The 24,094-nt window shown below is 36.7% G+C and carries 21 protein-coding genes and 1 tRNA gene; 4 read left to right on the forward strand and 18 right to left on the reverse strand.

What is annotated here, in order from left to right:
* The first annotated feature begins 58 nt into the window (after nucleotides 1-58).
* From CS842_RS00695 to CS842_RS07335, 3 genes are all read left to right on the forward strand, one after another.
* Entirely contained in the window at nucleotides 59-235 is a 177-nt protein-coding gene (locus tag CS842_RS00695) for a lactate/malate family dehydrogenase (RefSeq protein WP_103326787.1), read from the forward strand.
* Nucleotides 195-416, forward strand: coding sequence for a Rossmann-fold NAD(P)-binding domain-containing protein (locus CS842_RS00700; protein WP_103326788.1), 222 nt, complete (start codon nucleotides 195-197; stop codon nucleotides 414-416). The genes CS842_RS00695 and CS842_RS00700 overlap by 41 nt, the downstream gene beginning before the upstream one ends.
* A gap of 183 nt (nucleotides 417-599) precedes the next feature.
* On the forward strand, nucleotides 600-731 hold the full coding sequence (locus CS842_RS07335) for a hypothetical protein (protein WP_265614242.1): 132 nt from the start codon (nucleotides 600-602) through the stop codon (nucleotides 729-731).
* 1,408 nt (nucleotides 732-2,139) lie between these two features.
* On the opposite strand, the gene CS842_RS07340 is transcribed toward CS842_RS07335, so the two are convergent.
* From CS842_RS07340 to CS842_RS00710, 3 genes are all read right to left on the reverse strand, one after another.
* Nucleotides 2,140-2,271 carry a hypothetical protein gene (locus tag CS842_RS07340; protein ID WP_265614241.1) on the reverse strand — a complete coding sequence of 44 codons (132 nt, stop codon included), beginning with the start codon at nucleotides 2,269-2,271 and terminating at the stop codon, nucleotides 2,140-2,142.
* A gap of 397 nt (nucleotides 2,272-2,668) precedes the next feature.
* Complete coding sequence (locus CS842_RS06770; protein WP_195909808.1) at nucleotides 2,669-2,839, reverse strand: hypothetical protein; 171 nt, start codon at nucleotides 2,837-2,839, stop codon at nucleotides 2,669-2,671.
* A gap of 216 nt (nucleotides 2,840-3,055) precedes the next feature.
* Nucleotides 3,056-3,349, reverse strand: coding sequence for a hypothetical protein (locus CS842_RS00710; RefSeq protein WP_103326791.1), 294 nt, complete (start codon nucleotides 3,347-3,349; stop codon nucleotides 3,056-3,058).
* A gap of 475 nt (nucleotides 3,350-3,824) precedes the next feature.
* Here CS842_RS00710 and CS842_RS00715 point away from each other — a divergent pair, with 475 nt between their 5' ends.
* Nucleotides 3,825-5,090, forward strand: coding sequence for a DNA recombination protein RmuC (locus CS842_RS00715; RefSeq protein ID WP_103326793.1), 1,266 nt, complete (start codon nucleotides 3,825-3,827; stop codon nucleotides 5,088-5,090).
* Nucleotides 5,091-5,100: 10 nt separating this feature from the next.
* Here the strand turns inward: CS842_RS00715 and thrC are convergent, their stop codons facing one another.
* The 15 genes from thrC to trpS all read right to left on the reverse strand — a co-directional run bounded on the left by thrC (nucleotide 5,101) and on the right by trpS (nucleotide 23,850).
* Nucleotides 5,101-6,414 carry a threonine synthase gene (gene thrC, locus CS842_RS00720; protein ID WP_103326795.1) on the reverse strand — a complete coding sequence of 438 codons (1,314 nt, stop codon included), beginning with the start codon at nucleotides 6,412-6,414 and terminating at the stop codon, nucleotides 5,101-5,103.
* 49 nt (nucleotides 6,415-6,463) lie between these two features.
* A complete protein-coding gene (locus CS842_RS00725) occupies nucleotides 6,464-7,399 on the reverse strand; it encodes a homoserine kinase (RefSeq protein ID WP_103326796.1) in 936 nt (311 codons plus the stop codon).
* 5 nt (nucleotides 7,400-7,404) lie between these two features.
* Nucleotides 7,405-9,852 carry a bifunctional aspartate kinase/homoserine dehydrogenase I gene (gene thrA / locus CS842_RS00730; RefSeq protein WP_103326799.1) on the reverse strand — a complete coding sequence of 816 codons (2,448 nt, stop codon included), beginning with the start codon at nucleotides 9,850-9,852 and terminating at the stop codon, nucleotides 7,405-7,407.
* 351 nt (nucleotides 9,853-10,203) lie between these two features.
* Complete coding sequence (locus CS842_RS00735) at nucleotides 10,204-10,677, reverse strand: transposase (protein ID WP_195909809.1); 474 nt, start codon at nucleotides 10,675-10,677, stop codon at nucleotides 10,204-10,206.
* 488 nt (nucleotides 10,678-11,165) lie between these two features.
* Nucleotides 11,166-11,360, reverse strand: a complete 195-nt coding sequence (locus CS842_RS07680; RefSeq protein WP_103326804.1) for a transposase — start codon at nucleotides 11,358-11,360, stop codon at nucleotides 11,166-11,168.
* Nucleotides 11,361-11,986: 626 nt separating this feature from the next.
* Complete coding sequence (locus tag CS842_RS00745; protein WP_103326806.1) at nucleotides 11,987-12,322, reverse strand: CBS domain-containing protein; 336 nt, start codon at nucleotides 12,320-12,322, stop codon at nucleotides 11,987-11,989.
* 141 nt (nucleotides 12,323-12,463) lie between these two features.
* A complete protein-coding gene (locus CS842_RS00750) occupies nucleotides 12,464-12,985 on the reverse strand; it encodes a chloride channel protein (protein WP_146037413.1) in 522 nt (173 codons plus the stop codon).
* A gap of 10 nt (nucleotides 12,986-12,995) precedes the next feature.
* Nucleotides 12,996-13,148 carry a hypothetical protein gene (locus tag CS842_RS06775; protein ID WP_195909810.1) on the reverse strand — a complete coding sequence of 51 codons (153 nt, stop codon included), beginning with the start codon at nucleotides 13,146-13,148 and terminating at the stop codon, nucleotides 12,996-12,998.
* A 306-nt stretch (nucleotides 13,149-13,454) separates the two neighbouring features.
* On the reverse strand, nucleotides 13,455-15,203 hold the full coding sequence (aspS, locus tag CS842_RS00755; protein WP_103326818.1) for an aspartate--tRNA ligase: 1,749 nt from the start codon (nucleotides 15,201-15,203) through the stop codon (nucleotides 13,455-13,457).
* A gap of 1,798 nt (nucleotides 15,204-17,001) precedes the next feature.
* Complete coding sequence (locus CS842_RS00760) at nucleotides 17,002-17,508, reverse strand: ribonuclease HI (protein WP_103326820.1); 507 nt, start codon at nucleotides 17,506-17,508, stop codon at nucleotides 17,002-17,004.
* A complete protein-coding gene (locus CS842_RS00765; protein WP_103326822.1) occupies nucleotides 17,495-18,256 on the reverse strand; it encodes a lysophospholipid acyltransferase family protein in 762 nt (253 codons plus the stop codon). Before CS842_RS00765 ends, CS842_RS00760 begins: the two co-directional genes overlap by 14 nt.
* 898 nt (nucleotides 18,257-19,154) lie before the next feature.
* On the reverse strand, nucleotides 19,155-19,403 hold the full coding sequence (locus CS842_RS00770) for a hypothetical protein (RefSeq protein ID WP_103326824.1): 249 nt from the start codon (nucleotides 19,401-19,403) through the stop codon (nucleotides 19,155-19,157).
* Nucleotides 19,404-19,558: 155 nt separating this feature from the next.
* On the reverse strand, nucleotides 19,559-19,894 hold the full coding sequence (locus CS842_RS00775; protein ID WP_103326827.1) for a hypothetical protein: 336 nt from the start codon (nucleotides 19,892-19,894) through the stop codon (nucleotides 19,559-19,561).
* Between the two features lie 2,218 nt (nucleotides 19,895-22,112).
* Nucleotides 22,113-22,199 (reverse strand) — tRNA-Ser (locus tag CS842_RS00785).
* Nucleotides 22,200-22,863: 664 nt separating this feature from the next.
* Nucleotides 22,864-23,850 (reverse strand): tryptophan--tRNA ligase, encoded by a 987-nt coding sequence (trpS, locus tag CS842_RS00790; protein WP_103327016.1) that lies wholly within the window; start codon nucleotides 23,848-23,850, stop codon nucleotides 22,864-22,866.
* Between the last annotated feature and the right edge of the window lie 244 nt (nucleotides 23,851-24,094).

The raw sequence follows: 24,094 nt of genomic DNA on the forward strand, positions 1-24,094 counted from the left end.
AAAGCGCCTGTTTCTATCCTGGTTCAATCCGCTTTATTTCATCAGTAGATAAAGGTTTATAAGTGAAACGGCGGACTCTCAAATTATTATTCTTACGGCAGGCGTGAGGGTATCACCGGGCATGAGTCGTGAAGATGTGCTATCGATCAACGCTGAGATCGTCATCTTTTGTACTGAAAAGGGAAAAGCCCAGAATGAGCTTCAAAAACGTATTTGGAATAGTTGGTATCCTTGATATAGCCCGTTACCGTTTTGCCATAGCCGAGGCACTGGGTTGCCCTGCTTCAGAACGTACAAAGCTTGGTTATAAGGGGGCGCATAACGAGACGATGATTCCCATGATTTATACGAGATTTTCAAGTATTCCTCTAAGCGAGCTTCTTTCTTTTGAGAAAATGAGATTCATTGAAGAATAATGTTAAGAATATAGATCAAAATGATCGAGCAGAACAACCATTCGGCTTATTACGCTCCGGCTTCCGTTTATAGTACGTATGGTAGATACCATTGACTCTAAATGTATTTTTCCTTGTTGCGCGCCTTTTTGCAAGGAGAATATGGCTTGGAAGAGGGGTTTTATTTAGGGGCGCCAGTAATCCTTGGCCGACGATGGCATAGAGCGTGTTATCGAGCTGAATTTAAACCTTAAAGAACGAGATCTTTTACATCTTGCCGCCGCAAATGTAAAAACAGGTATGAAAAATCTTGAAAGGATAGATTCCTTTTTATAAATCTAAAAAAGATTTATAAAAAAAACACTCGAATGTTACTCATCCCTTTCTGATTTGAAGCTCTTTACCCTTAATAGAAAAATTACGGAAAAGGCATCTAACTTAAGTTACAAACTGCTTTGCTTTAGATATAAAATCATAATTTACGTAGCTTTACTTCTGAAGTCAGGGTTTATTAAATATCCTTATGACTCAACTTAAAAAGAGAAATTTTATTAAAACTCTTCATATAAAATAAAGGCTATCAAAAAATATCAAGATTTCTATATAAAAGCATTTTTTATGACTTTTCATTTATATACCCTCAGAATTTTTAACCTCCGTCCATCGGTACAAACCTTTAAAAGAGATTCGTTTTTATAAGAACAAATAGGTCTTTTGCCTGCTGTGATAGCTTAGAGTAAAAACACAAAATCTTTTACCGGCTCTTCTTCCACTCTACCTTGAGGAATTTATTAATATAGTCTATCAGGAGCAGCTCGGGTGCTTTCAAAGATTATCACGCCCGTATAAGGGTTTTTCATGTGTAAATCTTCATAAGACCACCAACTAAGAGTAGTTGTAGTTCCCTTTTGGGAAGGATACATAATCAAGGATATAAATCCTTTTTAAAATACCATCATTGTGCATTACCAAGATGGAATTATTTCCTTGAGATAATGTGGGCTTTTGATCAGCCCTAAAACCTGCGCTGATAAGACCCCCGGTAAAAAAACTCCAGTGAATAATCACGATTTATGACTCTATGATTTTTAGTTTGGAACTATTTATTCCTACATTTTTTGAGAAATATTCCAGTGGGCTAAATCGGAAGAGATGAAATCTCCTCTTAATGGTGAGCTCCGGGCTGTTAAAGCTCGCCTTTTATGTCGTCAATATAGGTAGGCGTCACTGATTGTATTTTTGTGTAGCCATTCATTGTAGTAGCGAAGGTTAATAATCATAGAATTGATATTCTTTTTTTTGCGCGCTCAGAATACAAAAGAGCCCTTTATTGGTTTTTAATAGAGGTAGTATATTTACCCTCTATAAGCTTGTGACCATTTATGGAAAAAAAGTCTTCCATATTTGTAGCCCGGCGATAGGTATTTTCTTGCGTTACATAGCGTTTTTTTTCGTTTTAACTTCAAAAGAATTACGCTTAAAGAGTACATTATAAAATGTACGAAGATAATTCTCACGAGTTATCAGTTTTTATTATTTCTTAAAAGAGCAAGTTTTCTTATAAAAAGAAGATTTCCGTAAACAAACGGCAAAAGGTTAAAGCAAAAATTTTCCCGCTTATAGCCATAAGACGCGATACCACATTCTCGTAAAAAAATATTTATTCATAATTAGGAATTATAATTATAAAAATTTATATAATTATATATAATATATTTTTTTATATACTTACTATAAAATATTATTAATTTTTATCATATAAAAATTTCTCGGGTTTTTCTTCAGAATCTGCCAATCCATAGGTAAGTAAAGTAGATAAAGAGAGAAGTCGATCCATTTCCGGGGAAAGGATAACCTCAAGGCTCTGCTGTGGCATTTGAGTGTGTTTCTTACATAAGATTCGGATAAAGACAAATTTTTGTAAAAATGAAATAAACTGCAGAAACTACAAACAAAGCATTTCAATAAATCGGAAAAATAGTTTTGATATTAAAAATACAGATAAGCTTACTTAATAAACCTGTGTCTAGGATAAATGAAAAACAAGAACTTATAAAATAAGAGCATGAAATAGAAACAAGACAGGCATTAAAGTTCCATGGAGCATCAAAACGATCTTAAAGGGGTCTTTGCAAAGAAAGGGAGTTGAGAGATGAGTAACATTTAAATTTTATAATTAAATAATTATATAATAATTAATTATTTAATATAACAAAAAATCTCCCATAAAGAGGTTTTTTGTGTTTATCATCTAGTTTGCATTACTTTTTAAGTCATATTTTATGGTAATTAACCGGATCATAGAATAAAATCATGACCATATGAGTGTTCGCTTCATAATCGAGTATATAGATATATCTAAAAGCGCCTGAGTTGAGCTTTGTGAAGATATAAGTTCTGTTGTGAAGCACGGGTTTTTCAAAAAATCCACTCTCATATCTCATATTTATAGGAATCAGGTCTCATTTCGAAATTTTCGAGATTGGGAAATCCATTATTGTAAGTGAGCTCAGTAGGGTACTTTTCGTCGTTTACAATCTCATACGTCCCATAATGTTGATTTTTTGTCATAGTCTTAAAGAATTTTACAGTCCGTTTTTCACCTTTTGTGTTTAACCACGAAAGGTTAATATGCCCTACTCTTTCATCTTTTCTTAGCTCTATTTTTTTGGCCGTGTATCTGAAACACCGCCCTCTTCCGAGAGGAATTTCCCTTCAGAGCTCATCTTATAGGCTCCGTTCAAAATTTCAGTTCCGTTTTCATAATTTTTATGGTTGAAAACTCTCGATTGATAGGAATTCTCTTTCTCGTTATATTTTATATTTAGTGCATTTTCAGAAATCGGCAAATTTTTACTTACCACATCTAAAGGTATATTCATATCTACCTCTGACCAAGGTGTTATCCAACAGCAGCTTTTTTTATATCGAATTACGATATTTATTTGACTCATCTATAATAAACCTTTTTGATAAGCTAATCTTGTGATCATTGTCATTTTTACATGAAACTACTATTAAAGATAGTGATAGAATCAAAAAACTCTTTTTCATAATTGTACAATATTTTTTTCACAAATGTCAAAAATTTAAAGATGAATTATATTTTTCCCCGTTTGTATTCTTTTGATCTTTTTTAAGGTAAAGAAGTATTTAATATAACAGGTCTGCAAGGAAATTGCAGATAAATGGAGTTCGATTTTTCAAAAAGGGTATTAAAATATAAAATAAAGGAGCTCAAAAGCTAGAAAATATTGATTTTATGAATTCTTCTAAAATAAAACGCAAGATGAGCGTTCAGGGTTTTTATGGAATCAAATTGCCTGAACTTATTTCTCATCCCATCTGAGAGGGAAAGAATATTTCAAATATTAATCGAATCTGTCGGAAGACAGATGTACTTTTGGTGAGATTATACGACTTAAGAAAATGGAAATACTCTTTTATATACTTATTTCACTTGTAACGCTCTGCCTGATACTGCAGATTGTAATTTATTTGCAAATAAAAGAGTTAACTCCTTTAAAGAGTATTTCTGCGCGTATAGATCTTATGGGAAATCTCTTGATTAAACTCGAATCTTGTTTTAAGGAAGAATTTGCGCTTCATCGCAGGGAATTTCACGAGGCCACCCGAGAGGGACGAAAAGAGCTTTCCGAATCGCTGATGCGATTTCGCCAACAACTCATGAGAGCGCTGGAGAAAGATATCAGCGCCTCAAGAGATTTGCAGCGGGAAAAGTTAGAGGATTTACAAAAAGAGCAGGAAAAGCTCATTGCCGGCACTGAAAAAAAGCTCGAGCAGGTGCGTCAGACTGTAGATGAAAAACTTCAGAAAACCTTAAATGAGCGCTTAGGTCGCTCTTTCGAAGCTGTCGGTAAACAATTATCGGCCGTGCAAGAAGGCCTGGGCGAAATGCGCCATCTGGCGCAAGATGTCGGAGGATTAAAAAAAATTCTCAGCAACGTAAAAATGCGCGGCGGCTTTGGCGAGATGCAACTCTCCATGCTTTTAGATCAGCTATTGGCGCCTGATCAATACCAAGCCAATATCATCACACGTAAGGGATCTTCCTTTACAGTGGAGTTTGCCATAAAACTACCCGGATTAGATAATCAAAGGCCTTTATGGCTTCCCATAGATGCTAAATTTCCAAAAGATGCTTACGAGCAATTGCAGCAGGCTTATGATAATGTAGAAAGCAACTCTATCGAATCGGCCCAGAAAAATCTGGAAAACACCCTTAAGAAAATGGCGAGAGACATCAATGAGAAATACCTCGATCCGCCACACACTACCGATTTTGGCATTCTCTTCCTGCCTTTTGAGAGCCTCTATGGAGAGGTGGTAAAAAAAGCCGCTTTGCTGGAAGAACTACAACGTGTTCATAAGGTGGTGGTTACCGGCCCCACCACCTTAGCTGCTTTGCTCAATAGCCTTCAGATAGGCTTTCGCACTCTCGCCATTCAAAAACGCAGCAGTCAGGTATGGGAGATCCTTAGCGCGGTAAAAACTGAGTTTGAAAAATTTGGCGGTATGCTTCAAAAAGCTCAGAACAATCTTCAGACAGCCTCGAATCAACTCGAAGAGGTTATGGGAAAACGCACGCGGGCTATCGAGAGAAAGCTTAAAAATATCGAAAGTTTTGAAGCCGTCGAACCTCAAAAAGTCCTTTCCGAGGCGGAAGAATTTTGAGAGAAATCATTCAACGCGTATCGAGTAAATAACTTCGAAAGTTTTCGTAATCCTTAGATAGTTTTTTCGCTTTTTTATGCTTTTTCATGAGATCCTTCAGCGCATCGGGCATAATTATTTCCTTGCGCAATTCTTCGGGGATTTTATCGATAAATTTTACCGGGTGGGCCGTTTCAAGAAATACCCCGAGAGCAGAGGGCTCTTGATTTTTTCTCTTTAAGTACCGTTGTAGACCCAGATAACCCACTGCTCCATGAGGATCGAGCATATAAGCTTTGTCTTTCCAGATATTTTGTATAGCCTCAATGGTCTGTGGATCCGTGAAACGATAAGCCGACATGCTATTTTGCAAATCTTTAAAGTCAGGATACAATTCCAGAATCCGAACAAAATTACTCGGATCAGCTACGTCCATAGCGTTAGAAAGAGTAGTTCGCGCCGTTTTTGGTTCATATACCCCATTTTCCATAAAACGCGGTATGGTATCGTTACTATTTGTAGAGGCAACAAAATGCTCAATGGGAAGCCCCATTTGAGCCGCCAGTATACCGGCGCATAAATTTCCAAAATTCCCGCTGGGAACGGAAAAAATGATTTTCTTATCAGATGATTTCTCCATCAATGAACGGTAAGCGATAAAATAGTAAAACATCTGCGGTAACCATCGCGCTACATTAATGGAATTTGCTGAGGTAAGCGAGCGCTTTTTTTGCAATTCCTTATCAAGGAAAGCACATTTGACTAAATTTTGGCAATCATCAAAATTGCCCTCTATCTCCAGGGTCTCTATATTCCCTCCAAGGGTTGTGAGCTGCTTTTCTTGCAACTCGCTTACCTTTCCCGATGGATAGAGAATCACTACTTTTACTTTCGGAACTTTATAAAACCCTCTTGCCACGGCGCCTCCGGTATCTCCTGAGGTAGCTACCAAGACGGTGACGGGCGCTGAATTTTTCTCTTGAAAATGACCCAAACAGCCTGCCATAAATGCAGCGCCTACATCTTTAAAAGCCAGCGTTGGGCCGTGAAAGAGCTCCAGGGAATGGATGTCCTCATCTATGGAAATTAACGGAAAAGGGAAATTAAGGGTTTTTTCAATAATTCCCCGAAGGACTTCTTTACTAAAGGTATTCTGAACGTAAGGATAAATGACTTGAAAAGCAAGTTCATGTATTTCATACTCTGAAAGATTATGAATAATTCTCCGCGAGAGCTTTGGAATACTCTCAGGAAAATACAAGCCTTTATCCGGAGCCAGTCCTCTATTGACCGCTTCTTGAAAGCTTACACGGTGGCGCGAATTGTTTAGGCTAAAATACAACATGTTCGTTTACTATTTAGAGTGCTTATATGTGTTTGAAGATTATGTTAAGTCAATTTATAAATTCCCATTTAACCCCTTGTCGATTAACAGGAGAGAGATAAATTTTGTAGTCCACGCCTAGTTTTGCGTAGATCTTATCCATACGCGAGGCGATAATTCGCGCCTTTTCCTTTCCCTTACTTAGCATAAATACCGAAGGGCCAGAACCTGAAATACCTCCGCCAAGAGCTCCTGAGGCTTTGCATTCTATTTTAAGCTCCTGAAAAGCGGGAATTAGTATAGAGCGTATGGGCTCTACGATAAAATCTTCCAAGGAACGGCTGATAAGAGAATAGTCTTCCAGGTAAAGACCCGCTACCAGCGCCCCTACATTCCCCCATTGCCGAATGGCATCGTTCATCAAGACCTTTTTCTTTAAAATTTCTCTTGCCTCAGAGGTTTTGATCTCTATCTTCGGATGAAGAACCGTGGCCCAAAGTTCTTCAGGTGTATGAAGCGCGATAATATCTAAAGGAAGATAGCTTCTTACAAGAGTAAAGCCACCCATAATAGCGGGCGCTACATTGTCCGCATGGGCGCTTCCGCTGGCCAGCCGCTCTCCTTCCATGGCAAAGCGCACCAGTTCAATAGGTGTAAAGGGCTCTCCAAACAAAACGTTGGCGCCTACCACAGCCCCCGCGGCGCTAGCGGCGCTTGAGCCGATGCCGCTTCCGGGCTGAATATTTTTAAATATCTCCACCTCCAGGCCTTCCTTGCAATTTGGCAATTGACGCAGAAAATTTTTCAAGGCTACGCCTGCTACGTTCAGATCGGGATCTCTCGAGAGATCCGCTCCATGAATTTTGTGAATATATACTCCCATCCGCTGCGATTTTCTGAGAATGATCTCATCGCCGGGCTCTTCCAGAGCTAGACCGATGACATCAAAGCCACACGATACGTTGGCAATGGTAGCGGGAGCAAATATTTTAACGCCCTTCTTCATAGATCTCACCTAGAAGCCTTGATGATGTCCGAGAATATTCCAGAAGCAGTTACTTCTGCGCCGGCGCCGGCGCCTTTGACAATCAAGGGCTGTTCGGCATAGCGTTGTGTAGTATAAAGGATCATGTTATCTTTACCTTCGAGCTGATAAAAAGGATGCTCAACTCCTATGGCCTGCAATCCTACCGAGGCCTTTCCATGCTCATATTTAGCCATAAAGCGCAAACGCTTTCCGTTGTTCTCAGCTTCTTCACGTAATTTCACGAAATGATTCTCATACCGGACCATCGATTTATAAAAATCCTCTACGCTTTTAGCTTTTTCACAAGCTTCAGGAAGGAACGATTTTTGAATAATATCGTCCAGTTCTATAGACTCTCCGCATTCTCGTACCAGGATAAGAATTTTCCTCATGACATCTATACCGCTTAAGTCGATACGCGGATCAGGTTCTGTATATCCCTTTTCCTGAGCTTCATGAACAGTATCGGCAAAGGTGCGATCTGCTTTAAAATTATTAAAAATAAAGTTGAGACTTCCTGATAAAACCGCTTCTATGAGGTGAATCTTATCCCCGCTATGGACCAGATCGTTTAAAGTACTGATAATGGGCAGACCTGCGCCTACATTGGTTTCAAAAAAGAAAGGAGCATTGAAATAGCGCGCTAAATTTTTCAGATTTTTATAGGATTCATAAGAAGAAGCACAGGCAATTTTATTGCAAGTGATCACTCCGATTCCTTTTGCGAGAAATTGAGCATAGGTACCAGCTAGCTCTTCACTGGCGGTATTGTCTACGAAAACGCTATTGCGTAAGTTTAAGGAATAGATTTTTTTGATAAAATTTTCCAGCGCCATCGGCTCTCCGTATTTTAAGCTTTTCTGCCAGTTGCCGAGATCCATGCCCAGCTCTTCAAAATACATATTTTTGCTATTAGCAAGTCCGATAATTCTGATTTGCAATTTCAGCTCTTTTATCAGATGATCTCTCTGCCGGGAGAGCTGCTCGAGCAGCTTTCTTCCTACCTGACCCGCGCCAACTACAAAGAGATTGATCTGTTTAGCAGGTCTTTCAAAAAAGATTTCATGAAGTATGTTTAAAGCCTTCTTGAAATTGTTTTTTGCAATGACGGCTGAGATATTTTTCTCATTAGATCCTTGTGCTATAGCTCGTATGTTGATACTATTTTTACCCAAGGCGCTAAACATTCTTCCCGAAGTACCATGCGTGTTTTTCATATCATCTCCTATAACGGCTATAATGCACAAATCTTTTTCCACCGAAACCGGCAAGATACGTTTCTGATAAATTTCTTCCGCAAACTCGCTATCTATACCGCTCTTAGCCTTCAATAAATCGTTTTCTTTTATGCCTACCGTAATGGAATGCTCTGAGGAGCTTTGCGTGATAAAAATTACGTTAATTTTTTGGTAAGCCAAAGTGGCGAAAAGACGCTTGGAATATCCTGGTATACCGATCATTCCGCTACCTTCAAGGGTAAGAAGTACCAGATTCTGTATGCCAGATATACCGGTAACCACAGGTTTGGTTAACTGCATATTATGTTCAGCTATACAAGTTCCTTTTTCTGAAGGGACAAAGGTATTTTTGATAAAAACAGGAATACGTCTTTCCATAACGGGTTGCAGCGTCGGCGGATAGATCACCTTAGCGCCAAAGTGGGAAAGTTCCATAGCCTCTTTATAAGAGAGATTTTCAATGGTAAAAGCTTGAGAGACTATCTTGGGGTCTGCGGTCATCATGCCGTTTACATCGGTCCATATCTCCAATGCGTCAGCTCTAAGCGCCGCCGCTACGATAGCCGCGCTATAGTCTGAACCACCGCGTCCGAGAGTAGTGGTCTCATGCTCGGCCGATGCCGCTATGAAGCCCGGCATCACCACATAAGGGGTAGACTCTCTTGAGAAAAAATCCTGAATACGACCGTAGCTATTGATAAGATCTACCTGCGCACTTCCATAGTATTCATCAGTAATGATAAGCTCACGACTGTCTTTCCAGCTGGCTTTAAAGCCCGATTCTTTTAATTTTTCGCTTATAAGGTAAGAAGAAATGAGCTCTCCAAAGCTCATAATCTTATCGAGTGAACGTCTGGAGAGCTCTAGCACGTGAAAGATACTATCACAAAAGATTTCCAGAGCATTAAAATATTTTTTCGTTCGACTGATTAAATGGCTTTGATGAGCGACGGAGAAGAGCTCACGTATGGCGCTCATATGCTTCATCTCGATTTCTTCGAGCAAAGTGCAGTATTTTTCATCCTTTTGAGCAGCGAGTTTACCGCATGTAACCAACATATCCGTAACGCCTCCAAGTGCTGAAACTATTATAACGTAACGGTGGGTTGAATTTTGGTCTTTAAGGATTTTACAAATTTGCTTTATAGAACAAGGATTACCTACAGAAGTGCCCCCAAATTTAAGAACTTTCATATTTCTTTGGAAATTTTTTAACAACATATCTAAAAAAGCTCTTCTTTACGCTAGTAAGAGAGCGTAGAAAGACAAATATAGTGATATTTTGCCTCTCTTTCAGCGAGATTTTATTCATACGAGCGACTTTAATATATTTAAGTTTACAGGTACCGTGCGATGAATTTTCAGCAAAATGGGATCAAAAATTATAAACTTTAAGGTAAAATTTGTCAATGTTATTATGAATCTGAGATTTATTTAGATCTTGCTTACTTTTTAAAACATACCAAATAAATAGTCAATCCTTAAGGATAAGGATTTATTTTAGGAATTGAGAGGGAATTTGTAGGATTATGTAACTACATAGTCTTAGTTGGATAAAAAGAGCTCATAGATTTTGATACAAAAATTCATACGCTTGATGAAGTTGAATGCCACTGCTGCCAAAAGCGCGTTGATCAAGTCTACCGATTTTCCTTTTAGGTAGTTCCTTACCATGCAAGAGGACTTCATATGCCCAATTATTGGTTCTATGGTGGATCTACCGCTGCATTGTTTTCTTCTTTTATCTCGTTGATACCTATTTAATCCCTTATTCTTCAATGGATTGTGTTTGATCAGCCTGATCTTTTCTAAACCTTTAGCTCCTGTGTATCCCCTGTCGGCTAACACATATTTGAACCGCTTTTCGGTCATTATTTCCACATACGCTAACGTAGGTAGCATAGTTATACTATCGTGTAGATTCCCTCTAAATGAGGCTATTCCTATTACTACTTTACTCCCGGGAAGTGTAGTTATTCCTATCTTGTTTCCAAATTCATATGGCTTGTGAGCTTTCACTATGCATGATACACTTGGCTCATGCAAACTGTATACTTTGTGCTTACTCTCTCGCTGCTGACTGAGTACTTTATGCAATAGCGATGATACCCTCTCCTCAGGGGTAAGCGATCGGTTTTGAGTTTCGAGCGCAAGTCTCTATAGAGACGTCCGGATATTGTTTTGAACTTCTTACCAACCTTTTTGGCTTCTTTGAACCGATGTGAATGACAACCCAAACGAAGCTGTACCTGCAACTCAGGGTAATACTGTAACTCTTCCTCAAGCTAATATTCTCTTGTTGAACTATCTTCCAGAATTTCTTTATGATTTTTGTATGCAATTTATTGTCTGTTGGGTAGGTGATGTTCCTTTCTTGCACCCTTGAATCCACTAACACTGTTTTACTTTATTTGACTTTTTGTTGAAACAAAGCAATACTCTGTTTAAACAATTTCTCTATACCCTAAGGATCCAGAAGCTTACGAAAATGCACCAGATCACCGGGATCACAAAGAAGACGCCACTGAAAAGGACGCTAATCCACAGAAATATTGGAAATAAAGATCGCTTACAAAAAAAACATCGTGAGCTTCATCACTCAAATTATAAACTTGCTTTAAAATGAGAAATCCGGACATTAGGTGAACGGGCTTGGACTGAGACCCATAGTAGGATACAAAGAGTGCAAATATTTTTTTCATGGATTTTCAATCTATAGCGTCTCCCAATTTTACTAATTTATAGGAGAGGTCAATAAATTCTTTCAGTAGTAGTTTAAAGAGGTTGTATTGATTTTTATTAGCTGATTTTCTTAGCATTTTTTGTAAGCTTTTGACCTAATTTACCTTTTTTCTTGCATTTTTTACCCCTTTTTTCGCTCTATTTTTATCTCATATATCTTTGATAGTAAAGATATTATAACTGTTCTTAAATATCAACTAAATAATAAAATAACGCTCATGGGGTGACTTATTATTTTAAATAATTAGACCATTATTTAAACCTTTCTTTTAAAAATCGATGAAAAAAAATAAAAACTTCTCATCATATACAATGAATAAATTGTATCGCGAGCCGCAAGATTTCACGGTTGAGAACAATCTGTATGCTAAAAAACAAGCTTTTAAAAGCGATGAAATTTTAAAATATAAATGACCGAAGTAAAGAAAATGATATAGACTTGTCAAACGTCTATTTCTTCAAAATTTGGACAAAGAAAGATGAGTGAGTTCCTTAATTCAGAAAAAAGAAAATAAGACTGAAACCTCTGCCGTAAACCTCATATTAGTTTTCATAAAATGCCAATGCTTTTTTATAGGCGTTATATTCAGAAGCTTACCTCCATGAGTTTTCTTCGGTAGACGCTGAGCAATTTAGATTTAGATATGAAGCCAACATATTTTCCCTGCTCGATGACCGGAAGATTCCATGCATTGCTACGTTCAAATTTCTTCATAATGGAAGCTATGGACTCCCCCTGTGAAAAAATTTCAGCAGGCCTGTTCATCAATTCTTTAACGGAAATTTTCATAGAGTGAGGATTGAACATAATAGCACGAACAACATCTAAAGTGATAATACCCTTTAATCTGACCTTGTTCATCAAGCACGGGAAAAAGATTTCTTTAAGATAAAGATATGGCGCTTTTATCAGAGCTTTCATATTTTCGATAAACTCTTACAGGAAAAATTTTTTTCAATAAGTTTTTCTATATTTAAAGAAAGTAGCGTCAGTTTCTTTGGTATACATAGAGTGTGGCATAAAATAACGGGTAATAGAAAATGAAAGATCTAGAAGTGATCATCAATGGTAAAGAGCTGATATTATCCCGTGAGTGACAATAAGGAGTATAGCCGTGAGCGACGCTTGTAAAATCCCTGCCATGAAGTCGGTCGTCCCTACCAGCGTGAAATTGCTCGCAGGTAAGTCTACGGCTAAAAACCTAAGAAACTTCTCAAAAAAAAATCCCCTGCCGTAACCGCCCATGAAAAGTGTAGATGTAAAAAATACCCCCACCTCCCCATGTATGGTAATATCTGTAGCTAGAGGTTTAAAAAGCAACAAGCCCATCATAAATAGCAAAAGCAATCCCTTTTTTCCCAAATAATCGGTATTTAAAAAATTCTTAAAAGCACGTTGAAAGTGCATATCGATCAAATCGTTTATAAAACTAAAGCTCTCTCCATAAAATGGTGGAATCAGAAGTATGAAAACACCTAAGACAACTCCACTTATCAGAGCTTTTTTATAATAATTTTTTAAAGGTTTAAAAAGTTTTTCCACATAAAAAAACATATCCGAAATATACATGGATATTAAAGTCATAAAAAAAAACCTAAAAGACAGTAACAAAAGCAATATTATCGAAATGAAAACGCTCAATTCCGTAAAAAGGTACCAAATAAGAAGCGTCAAAAAGCGTGCCTGTCGCGGTAATGGGCGCCTTATAAATCGCCGCTACAGAATCTGTAGTGGTGCATATTAACAAAAGTTTTCGAGATCTTTTATACATATGAAAAAAAGAAGCGATTTGGGACCCTATGGAAACTCCGTTTCCTACAGCAAGACCTTCTAAACCTATGAGGAAAGAATAATCCTGCGATTTATGACGCCATTTCTCCGCGCCAAAGACTGAAGTGCAATGGGAATGCCTTCATCGAATCATTTTTAATGATATATTTCTTAATCAATACAACCAGCATAAGGCCTATCAAAAGAGAAATTTCCGATGTGAAAGATGTCGATACCGCCATATAAAAACCGCCCAAGCAGGCTTTTCGGTTTTACGGACATTCTACAAGGCGGTTTTTATTTGTAAACCTAACTCTTCTAATTGTACGGTATCAAGTCTTGAAGGACTCTGTATCATTAAGTCTCTTCCGGAATTATTTTTAGGGAAAGCGATAAAATCACGTATGCTTTCCTCTGCTGCCAGCACAGCGGCTAATCGGTCCAGTCCAAAAGCAATACCACCGTGAGGAGGAGCACCATACTGAAAAGCATTGATCATAAATCCAAATTGCTCATAAGCTTTTTCCTTAGAAAAGCCCAACAAGGAAAAAAGCTGCTCTTGAAGTTCGCTTTGATGAATGCGAATGGATCCTCCGCCAATTTCACTGCCATTGATCACCAAATCATAAGCTTGGGCGCGGACTTTCTCCGGAGTGCTTTTCATAAGTGAACGGTCTTTTTCTTGAGGAGCTGTAAAAGGATGGTGCAAAGCATGATAATGTTCATTATTTTCCGATCGCTCGAGTAAAGGGAAATCCACTACCCATAAAGGGGCAAATTTTTCAGAGTCGAGTAAACCCAGTCTTCGGCCCATTTCTAAACGAAGCTCGCCGAGTTGTTTTTGAGTTTCTTTCACTTTTCCTGAAAGGATAAGTAATAAATCACCTGCTTGCGCCTTGAGTTTATGGGCCCATTCTTTAAGGTCTTTTTGATCAAAATATTTATCTACTGAAGATTTAAAATCCCCTTGTGGTAGATATTTGACCCATACGAGCGTCTGAGCGCCGATTTGTGGTCTTTTTACCCAGGTCGTAAGCTCATCTAATTGCTTGCGAGTATACTCAGCGCAACCCGGAACGGCGATACCTATGATAAGTTCTTGCGCATCAAAAATAGAAAAGCCCTTGTTTTTCACGAGCTCATTCAACATTCCGAATGTCATTTGAAAACGTCTCTCAGGTTTATCTGAGCCATAAGTTTGCATAGCTTCCTCATAAGAAATACGAGGAAAGGAACTGGGAAGCTGAATCCCGCGAATCTCGCGGAAAAGATGCACGATAAGTCCTTCAAAAAGTTTCAGTATATCTTCTTGTTCTACAAAAGACATTTCACAGTCGATTTGGGTAAATTCAGGCTGCCGGTCAGCTCGGAAATCTTCATCACGAAAGCATTTAACGATTTGGAAGTACCTGTCTATACCTCCAATCATCAGCAATTGTTTAAAAGATTGCGGTGATTGCGGCAATGCATAAAATTGGCCCGGGTGCATGCGAGAAGGCACGACAAAATCCCTCGCGCCTTCAGGCGTAGATTTGATGAGCATAGGTGTTTCCACTTCTATAAAATCAATCTCAAAGAGGTATTTACGACTTGCTAATGCTATCTTATGGCGCAAAAGTAGTTTGTCTTTTATGGGATTTCTTCGGATATCCAGATAGCGATAGCGCATACGAAGCTCTTCATTTCCGTCACTTTGGTCTTCTATGGTGAAAGGAGGTATAAGGGATGGATTAAGCACTTGCAGTTTCGAGACGGCTACCTCAATATCTCCGGTAAGATTTTTCGGATTTTTGGAAGTTCTTTCCACTACGTTTCCGGAAATTTGTATGACAAACTCACGCGCGAGCTCATCAGCTTGTTTTTTTAGCGGGTTTTCTTTGTAAAAGGTCAGCTGCGTGATTCCATAGCGATCTCTCAAGTCTATAAAGCTTACCGATCCCAGATTTCTTATGGAATGAACCCAGCCCGAGAGAACAATTTCCCGACCTATATCTTCTTGGCGAAGTGCTCCGCAATGATGAGTTCTGTACATTTTATTTAAGGTGTCCTAATTTCTTAAAAAAGAAGATAAAGCAACAAAGTTAGCGTCCTGTAAGGTTTTTGCAAAATTTTTGCATTTGTTAAAATTTATTCGTTTTATCTATAAAACAAAAACTCTGATTGTATTTTAAATGAGTAAATGAGTAAAAAAAATTCTGAGAAAATTTGTGGATTTAATTCATTTTTTCAAAAATTGTGGTCATAAATATCCGATGAAATTTTAGCGCCATCCATTACAAAGTCAGGAATTGTATTTTGCTACCCATATAACACCGAAAAAGCTTTACGATGTAAAGCCTGCTTATAAATAGTGTAGATTTATTTAAGGAAGAAGTTTTTTTACTTTATAGATCTCATTTACGGTATATTATAAGTTATAATTATAGATTTAATCTACAAATTGCATGCAATTGCTATTTCCTTTTTTTACATGCTCGGCATGTTAAACTAAAGTTTAACTATAAAACTTTTTTTGGGTTTTCATCTGTAGGATATATCTCTCGTTTTGTAATGTGTAAATGAATTTATCGATTTACCCGATTCAAAGCTTACTATACTATTTAAAATCAGCTTTGACATTCCCTATACTTCCTTGGTAGCGATATACTTATACTTTGGCTCCTATCTAAGCAGGTATTGACTTCTTCGAGATAATACGTAAGAGTATCCTCGGCTATCTTCTTCGCAATAGTGTTTGTGTGCTTTTCTAATGTAGATTCTTGTGGTTTTGTTGGTTACTATAGATTCGATAAATCTAAAAAGAAGTAATCTAAAAAAAGACAAGAAAAAAATAAGAAATTTTTGAATTTTTATTTTCAACCTATACTGTTTTGATTTGTATTTAAATCCTTTGTTTATATCACTTTAGAAGTGATCTCTCTTTTTTAGGACCTGTCTTTAGACTATATTGAAATATTTTCATTTTCTTTGATATGAAGAATATGTAACATTTTAAATAAAGGCTTCTCTTCTTTCTTAAGAATCAATCATAAAACAGAAAAGACTATTGTTGAAAACACCTTGTCTTTTCTTAAAGAAAATAAATTTAGAACTACAAATAAATTTTACCTTTAAATAGGATCTGATATAAGTTGCTTTATAAAAACTAAAGACATTTTATCTCTAATTCTTATAATTTTCTCGTCCTTTTAAAACGGGTTTCTGCCTTTTCACAAGATCTTTTCTTTGATAAATCCAGTGGTTTTGGTAAGTTCTCTCCAGAGTATTCTGCTAAGGGAGCGGGTGTAATTTTCTTTTTATTAAAAGTCTTCTTTTTCTGTTAATAAGCTGATTTCTTGAAAATCCTCTGAAGTCTCACCTTTACTTAAAGGAATATGATCTGCATAGCTTTCACATTCGAATAACTTTCACATTCGACAAGAAACATATCGTTATATTCCCGAATCTTCTGGAAGAAGCTTTTTATTTCATCAGAAGTATTATTTTAAGAAGTGAAGCTCAAGGATTTCGGGTTCTTATCCACAGGTCCACTAAATCTGCTTTGTTCAGTGGGTTTTGCGTCTATGTTTTGTAATGAAGAATCTTCTAAAGAATATATAGTTATATAAGATTTACACTCCAATAGTTCTTCAGATATATTATCGAGTTTATTGTTCATTTCTTTAATAAGAGGGCTCCAAAATTTTTCCTATCTTCATGATAGGCAAGACCTTCCAGTACTGATGATCAGCGCTCAAGGCGTCCAACCGATGTATCTGAAGCTTTAAACAATTGAGTCTTTGTAAGGGATGAGGAAAAAACGATAAAAAATAAAAGGAGATAAATTTTTCTCATAAAGAAATCTTCCCATTTGGGATTTGTAAACTCTCGTAGATTTCGTCTATTTTAAACGGGCCATTTTTAGCAGCTTGAGTGGCTATATAATCGCATTGTTCATTCTCAGGATGCTCATTGTGTCCCTTGATCCATTTAAAAGATACCTGATGTAAACGATAAAATTTAAGAAAACGACGCCAGAGATCTGAATTTTTCTTCCCTTTAAAATTTGATTTTTCCCAGAAAAATACCCAGGCTTTATCCACCGCTTGAGTTACATATTTCGAATCAGTAAATACTGTAACCTGCGATTTCTGTTTAAGATGCGCTAGACCAGCGATGACGCCCCAGAGTTCCATGCGATTGTTGGTAGTGAGACGAAAAGCTTCGGAAAATAACTTTCGATGGCCACTATCGGACATTTCCATGATCAAGCCATAAGCGCCTGCCCCCGGATTTCCCCTGGAAGAACCGTCTGAATATATACGCACCCGTGGAATGGCATTTTTAGAATCCGACATCACGATTTTTTCGCGCAAAATCCTTTAGCTGATTTTCAATTATCCGGTAACATTTTTCTTTCAAAGCATCCTTATCTGATAAAGTCATGCCTTTGGTGGAAATAGGTGCATGTCGCCGGACATAAACTTTTCCGGGCCCGCCCCTGAAAAAATTATAAGGAAACCTTTGTTTCATCCCATAAACGCTAAAAAGCAATAGAGGAATTTGCTTTTCTATAGCTAAGGCAAAAGCACCGCCTTTAAAATGCGCAAGCATATTTGATGTTTTTGGTACTCCGCCTTCTGGAAAGATACAGATGCTTCGGCCTAAATCGATTTTTATTTTGGCTTCTTTCAAAGCGTGAGTGCCACTGATACGGCTTTTCCTATCGACAAGGATATTACTTTTTCTATAAACATACCCGAAAACGGGGATTTTCGAGAGCTCAGACTTTCCTATAAAGACCATAGCGTGTCGACTCACAAGAGCATAAAGCAGCATGATGTCCATAACAGAGGTATGATTGCTCAGTACAATATAGGGTTGATCCTTACTAAGCCGGGTTTCTTTTTTAACTTTATAAACTATGCCCATAAGCGAAAGATTCCCTACTCCCCAAAGACGATGTAGACGATAGGCTAAAGGATAATATTTCTCCTTAAAAAGGAAAGGAATGGAGATTCCTCCACAAAAAGGAACCAGCACAATATTAATGACTATAAACCATAAACGCCATAAAAGAGATGAAAATCCTCTTATCCAATGCATTTTATTAAAAAATAATACTTAAAGTTGATCGCTAAAGATCACGGTAATTTTCTTTTTACAGAGAAATAAATGATTAAAAATAAGACTTTTCAAAGACGTGGATTTAAAAACAAGGAATTGTAATTAATAAGTTATTCAACTTTAGAGAGACCTTCCGATAAAGAAGATCTTGAATATAAATCTTCCATTTAAAGTAAATTATAATAAAACCTATAGTAAGCTTTTGAAAACCTTAAGACCAAATGATCCCTGCCAGAGAGTAGGAATAGAGCTTAAAAAAAGCAAAAACTGAGCTTGATGGAGACACCTTAAATTCTTTATAGAAAATTAAAAACGGATATAAAATGCATAATATATGTCTTTAATGTTTAAAAATAAGTTATAAAATATATAAATAGAATATGTACTATTAGTCATGAATATAGTGTTTTAGATAAAAAAATTAATATTTATTATCCAATTCATTTAACTATAATAAGTCATATGCTATTTTTAATTGAAAAATAAGAGCTATTTTCTCACTCAAGGAATGACTCTTGTTTTTGAAGATTTTATCACATTCATTGAATGTGTACCTTCTTTAAAATCATTTTTTTATAATTCAGATACCAAAAGAATATTACCGCTATATTTGCTGTTGGTGTCCTTTATAAACTGCAATAATCCTGTTTTCTTTCTCATTGGGATGCATTCCATCTTTTAGAAACATGGAATTATAATCACCTTTTCTATATACTCTTGCGTTTCGGCATATACATCTAAGCTCAATTGTATTAATCAGTCAGTTTTTTAACAATACTATTGTAACTATTTACTATGTCTTTGGTCTTGGCATTAGCCGCTTGTATGATTTCTTCTAAGTTTTTTGAACTTCTTGGATTATTCTTAAATTTTCCTCTTAAATAAAAGACAGCGATTTTATGAATGGAATATCGGTAGGATTGCCATGATTAGCGATAATTCCTTTTTGAATACCGCCTTTTGTAATAAGCCTATCCATAATTTTTCGCATCTCTCCTTCATAACTAGATTGAGCGATATCTAATGCAGTATTCAGATTGCTGATAAGATTTTCTTTTAGTGAATCATCAATTTTATCTTCTCTACCAAGAATACGAATTGAATTTAAGGGATATGTTAATATCATTAATTCCTAGCCAAAATTCCTAGCCAATAAGCATCATAGCATCTCTAATTGGGGTGGCATTATCTGAAGAAGCAAAGAATTACCCTCTGTTGTTTCTTGTATCATCAGGGTTATTGTCCAGAGCATGTTTGGTTTCCATATTGGCAATGCCCAGATTATGGGTGGGTTCCGAGGTATAGGGTAGAGGTGCCGTTTTTTGTTTCATCTTCCTGACCGTCCATAAGTAGTTGATTAAATACCAGGGTTGGATTCACCTTTTGAAATTGATCGGCGATAAACTTTGGATAACTTACTTCCTGAATTATACGAAGCAAGCTTTTACCTCTTTTAACATCATAACCACTTGTAATAGAATATCCAATATCCATATAAGCAGTTAAATCCGGTGGAGAGTAATAACTGGTTTTAGGCGCATCATTATCCTTAAAACATCCAAAAAAGAAAAAGCCTATAAGAAAAGTAAATATTTTGTTTTGTGTAAATTTTAACATATTGTTATATTTTTATTAAAATATAAATATAATAAAAGTTATTTATTTTAAATATAAAAACTTGCTTAAAAAACAAAGAGCTCTCGGAAGAGTTTTTGTTTAAACTCAAAAAATATGCAAGCAAGCTAACATGGAGATCTTACAGTGAACTAAAAAGGAAAATCTTTTTATAAGATTAATGACTTTTAAAAAGTAGAAAAAATCTCATATTATATTTACTTTACCTTTAAGGTAATAAGCTACGGGAGTTATGAGAGATCTAAGCAAATCATATAGATTTGTCTTGATTCTCATAAATGAGTTATAATATTTACAGCGCTTAAAAAACAGAAAAAAATAAGAAAATTTTAGGAAGGATACAGTAAAAGGAAAAGACGATAACATCTTATATAATGTAGTAAAATCGTGGTATTTCCACTATAAAACGTTCTTTTTCAACGAGAGTAGCGAGAAATTCGTTTTTTTTAAGAATAGTTGAGATCATCACAAGATGCAAAAACGTAAGGAAAAGATCTTGATTTCAAAGAAAAAAATCCAAAACCCTCGAGTGTATTACTAATACAATATAATTAGCCTACTCCATAAATTCGGTATTGAGCATGGATGAAAACTATCCTTATGTTCGCTCTAAAAAAGAGAAACGGTCAATTTCAGGAAAACGGGAAAAGATTAAAAATTAATTAAACTCTATATCTGCGTTAAATAAGAAAAAATCATATGAGTTGGTCATTTTTAAAAAATGTGAATTATTCTTCACCTTCTCGTGTGCCGAATTTACATTCGATGGAACATTTCCAGTTTGTCTTTAAAAATAAAATCTATGAGAGCTCAGGATAGTTCTCTGCCCGAGGTGATTCTTGATATGTAAATATTATAGTATCTCTTTGTTACATCTATAAAAAATCGAATGAAAATTGACTTTATTCTCATGAATTATCAGATTTATAAGCAAACGACGTTGCCCACAAAGCGAAGCAACCGATAAAAAAGTGGGTATTCCAAGCCAATGGGATGGTCCTATGGAAAAACAATATCTCCTATCAATAAACTTCTCATTGCCATTCCAAAATATAAAACAGAATTATTTAAAAGACAGGGAAGATGTTCCGAAACGCTCTGAGATCTCGAGTAATCTATGTTGAATCGGAACCAGATACATTCACCCGTGACTTCCCAGGTAAAAAGCTCCAGGTAAACGAAAAAAACCTGATTATATACCAAAACCAGAGAAAGAAACGAAACACTTTGCTCCACCAAGGAAAAAAAAGTATTTTCTTGCTTCCCAGCTTATCCCTCGCATAACCGACTAAAGCGTTCCCTAAAAGCGCTCTCGCGCCAAAACACACCAAGGCAAGTAGTAAAATCTGCTCTCCTTCATAAGTAACATCGCCTAATATTAAACTAATATAACTGTAAACTATCTGTAACGAGATATAATCCGATCTTTTAAAGAGTGTCTTCTTGCCAAGACGACCAAAGAAGGAAGGAGTCACTATTCGCTCAAAAGGGGTATGGTGCTTAAAGGTGACTATTCCAAGTAAAGAGTGGCTTGACAACTGAAAAATTGCCTGATAAATCTTCCCAGCGTAATTCCCAGCGCAATAAACAGGATCATCCCACCCATCACTACTGAGAGAACATACCCTTTTTTTTATCAGACACAACTAAAGCTACGATGGAATGACTGTAGAGTAAAAAAAGAAGTTCTGGAAGCTGCAATTACCCTGTCCAGGGCTATTATAAAGAAAGAGATATATAAAATTCCGATACTATATTGCCCAAGATGAAAAGAAATAAAGCGACCAATACAATCGTTTTGCTATTTATTCCCTCTGTCTGTTAAACATGAACTTATCGGAATAAACTGACCCGCCGTAGTGGGGTGAACTGTAAATCGCTTGCGATTTTATCAAGCATCCCCGGGCGATGATGAAGGCATCTTTCCTCACAGCAAATGTTCCTATAGCGAAAACCCAAATGATATTTTGTAGCTTCATAGTGATTTACACATATTATAAATGCGCTTTGGGAATACTTTTAGATACAATTTTTTTTCAAAAATTTCTGTTGTTAATTCAGAATATTTTGAGACTTTTGTGATAGTATGTTATAAACAATTTACAAAAAAAACGCCGTAATTTCAGATATATACGGAATATAAGTATTCAAATTGATATATCCACCACAACTCTCAAGAGCACTTTATGAGGTTTTACAGCGGAGAGAAAGGGATTCGAACCCTCGACACCATTTCCGGTGAACACGCTTTCCAGGCGTGCGCCTTAAACCGCTCGGCCATCTCTCCAGAATTTAAGCCCGAAATTTAGTCATTTATTTTATCTCCCGGAGCATTTCCATATTCAAACCGGCTACTTTTTATAAAGTAAATAAACCGATTAGTAATAAGCTATCGCCTGGCCGATAATATACAGATCTTCAACAGGGGTGAACAGGTTTTTTCTCAATCCCAATAAAACGAAGCTTTATCTGAAAAAACGGCCCGAAAAGCACCGGTGCGTCAGGTAAGATAGAGAACTAAAAATACCAGAGCTAATATAAAACCCAAAAGCAAGGGATAAGACTCTTTTATATTCTGAACCACCTCATAAGTATAGATAAGGTTAATTGACCGCTATAACGTCAAAGCGCACCTTAAATTCTTCCCAGAAATTGAATTCGGAAAAAAAGAAAAACATGTGATAAAAAGCATAAAAAAATAAAAAAAGACAGAGATCGATATGTCTAAGATCGCCGATAAATTTTCCCAGAAACATAAGTAAATAAAGGCTATTGGGAAGGAAAAAACATACTACGCGAAGGTTAAAGAAAAATCTCGTCAAAAAATTCGCGAGAGACTATACGTATCGGATATAATCTCAGAAAATCATCTCACTAGCAAAGTAACTCTGAGGAGAAAAGAGGATACTAAAAAAGTATATACTAACGCGAATCTTCCAGGTAATATTTTATTAATTCAAATCATTTGCTGAAAAACCTAAAGCATGACGCACCCTTTTAAGGGTTTGTTGAGCCACTTTCGAAGCGCGTTGACTGCCATGTACAAGGATTTCATCCAAAAGGGCTTCATCCTGTACAAAGGAATTAAATTTTTCACGCTCTTTAGCAAAATGTTTCAAAAAAAATTCATATAAAGCTTGTTTGACTTGTCCGTAACCATAGCCCCCGGCGAGGTAATTTTCTCTCATATGATCTATTTCTTCCTCAGAGGCCAATAATTTATAGAAGCTAAACACCAGGTCTTTTTCCGGATCCTTAGGAGCTTTTAAAGGCATGCTATCAGTTTGAATACTCATAATCTGTTTGCGCAGATCCTTATCAGGGGCGAAAATATTGATGGTATTTTTTCTGGATTTACTCATCTTTTGACCATCGGTACCGGGTATATGCAAAAGATTCTCGAGCATCATGGCTTCAGGGAGCACAAATACTTTTCCCATTTTACGATTGAAACGCTGGGCTACCTCACGCGCGATCTCGAGGTGTTGCAATTGATCTTTACCTACGGGGATTTTTTCAGCATCATATAAAAGAATATCTGCAGCCATAAGCATCGGATAGGTAAACAAACCAGAGTTTACATCTTCGATGTAATCCTTTTTATCTTTGAATGAATGAGCCAGTTTAAGACGCTGGTAAGGATAAAAACAATTCAAATACCAAGCGAGCTCAGTAACCTCAGGCACGTCGGATTGACGATAAAAAATTATCCGATCTGTATCGAGTCCACAAGCCAGCCATGCAGCGACTACCTGATAAGTGTTTTCCTTTAAGAGTTTCGAATCTTTGATCTGAGTAATTGAGTGCAAATCAGCAACAAATAAAAAAGAAGGCTCTGAGCAAGCATGTGCCCACTTAATAGCGGGCAAAATCGCCCCCAAAAGATTACCCAGATGAGGAACTCCAGTGCTTTGCACACCGGTTAATATTCTTGGCATTTTTAAACGATTTAGAGAATTTCGTAAAAAATCTCTGGCGAAGTAAGCCAAAAATCTTTCATCGCCAAAGCAATTACCAGTCTTTTCTTGTAGCTTCCTTTAATTTACGTTGCATTATTTTGTGCTGAACTTCCCTTTCACGATCTTCTAAGGCCTTCATCAACTCATTTTAATACACAGAATGCTTTTTCGAGGCAGACGCGGAAACTTAACTTTTTTCTTGCGGACATCTCCCGGAGATTTT

Source organism: Bacteroidetes bacterium endosymbiont of Geopemphigus sp. (assembly GCF_002904345.1).
In the GTDB taxonomy this organism is placed as follows: domain Bacteria; phylum Bacteroidota; class Bacteroidia; order Flavobacteriales; family Blattabacteriaceae; genus GSPS2-BC2016.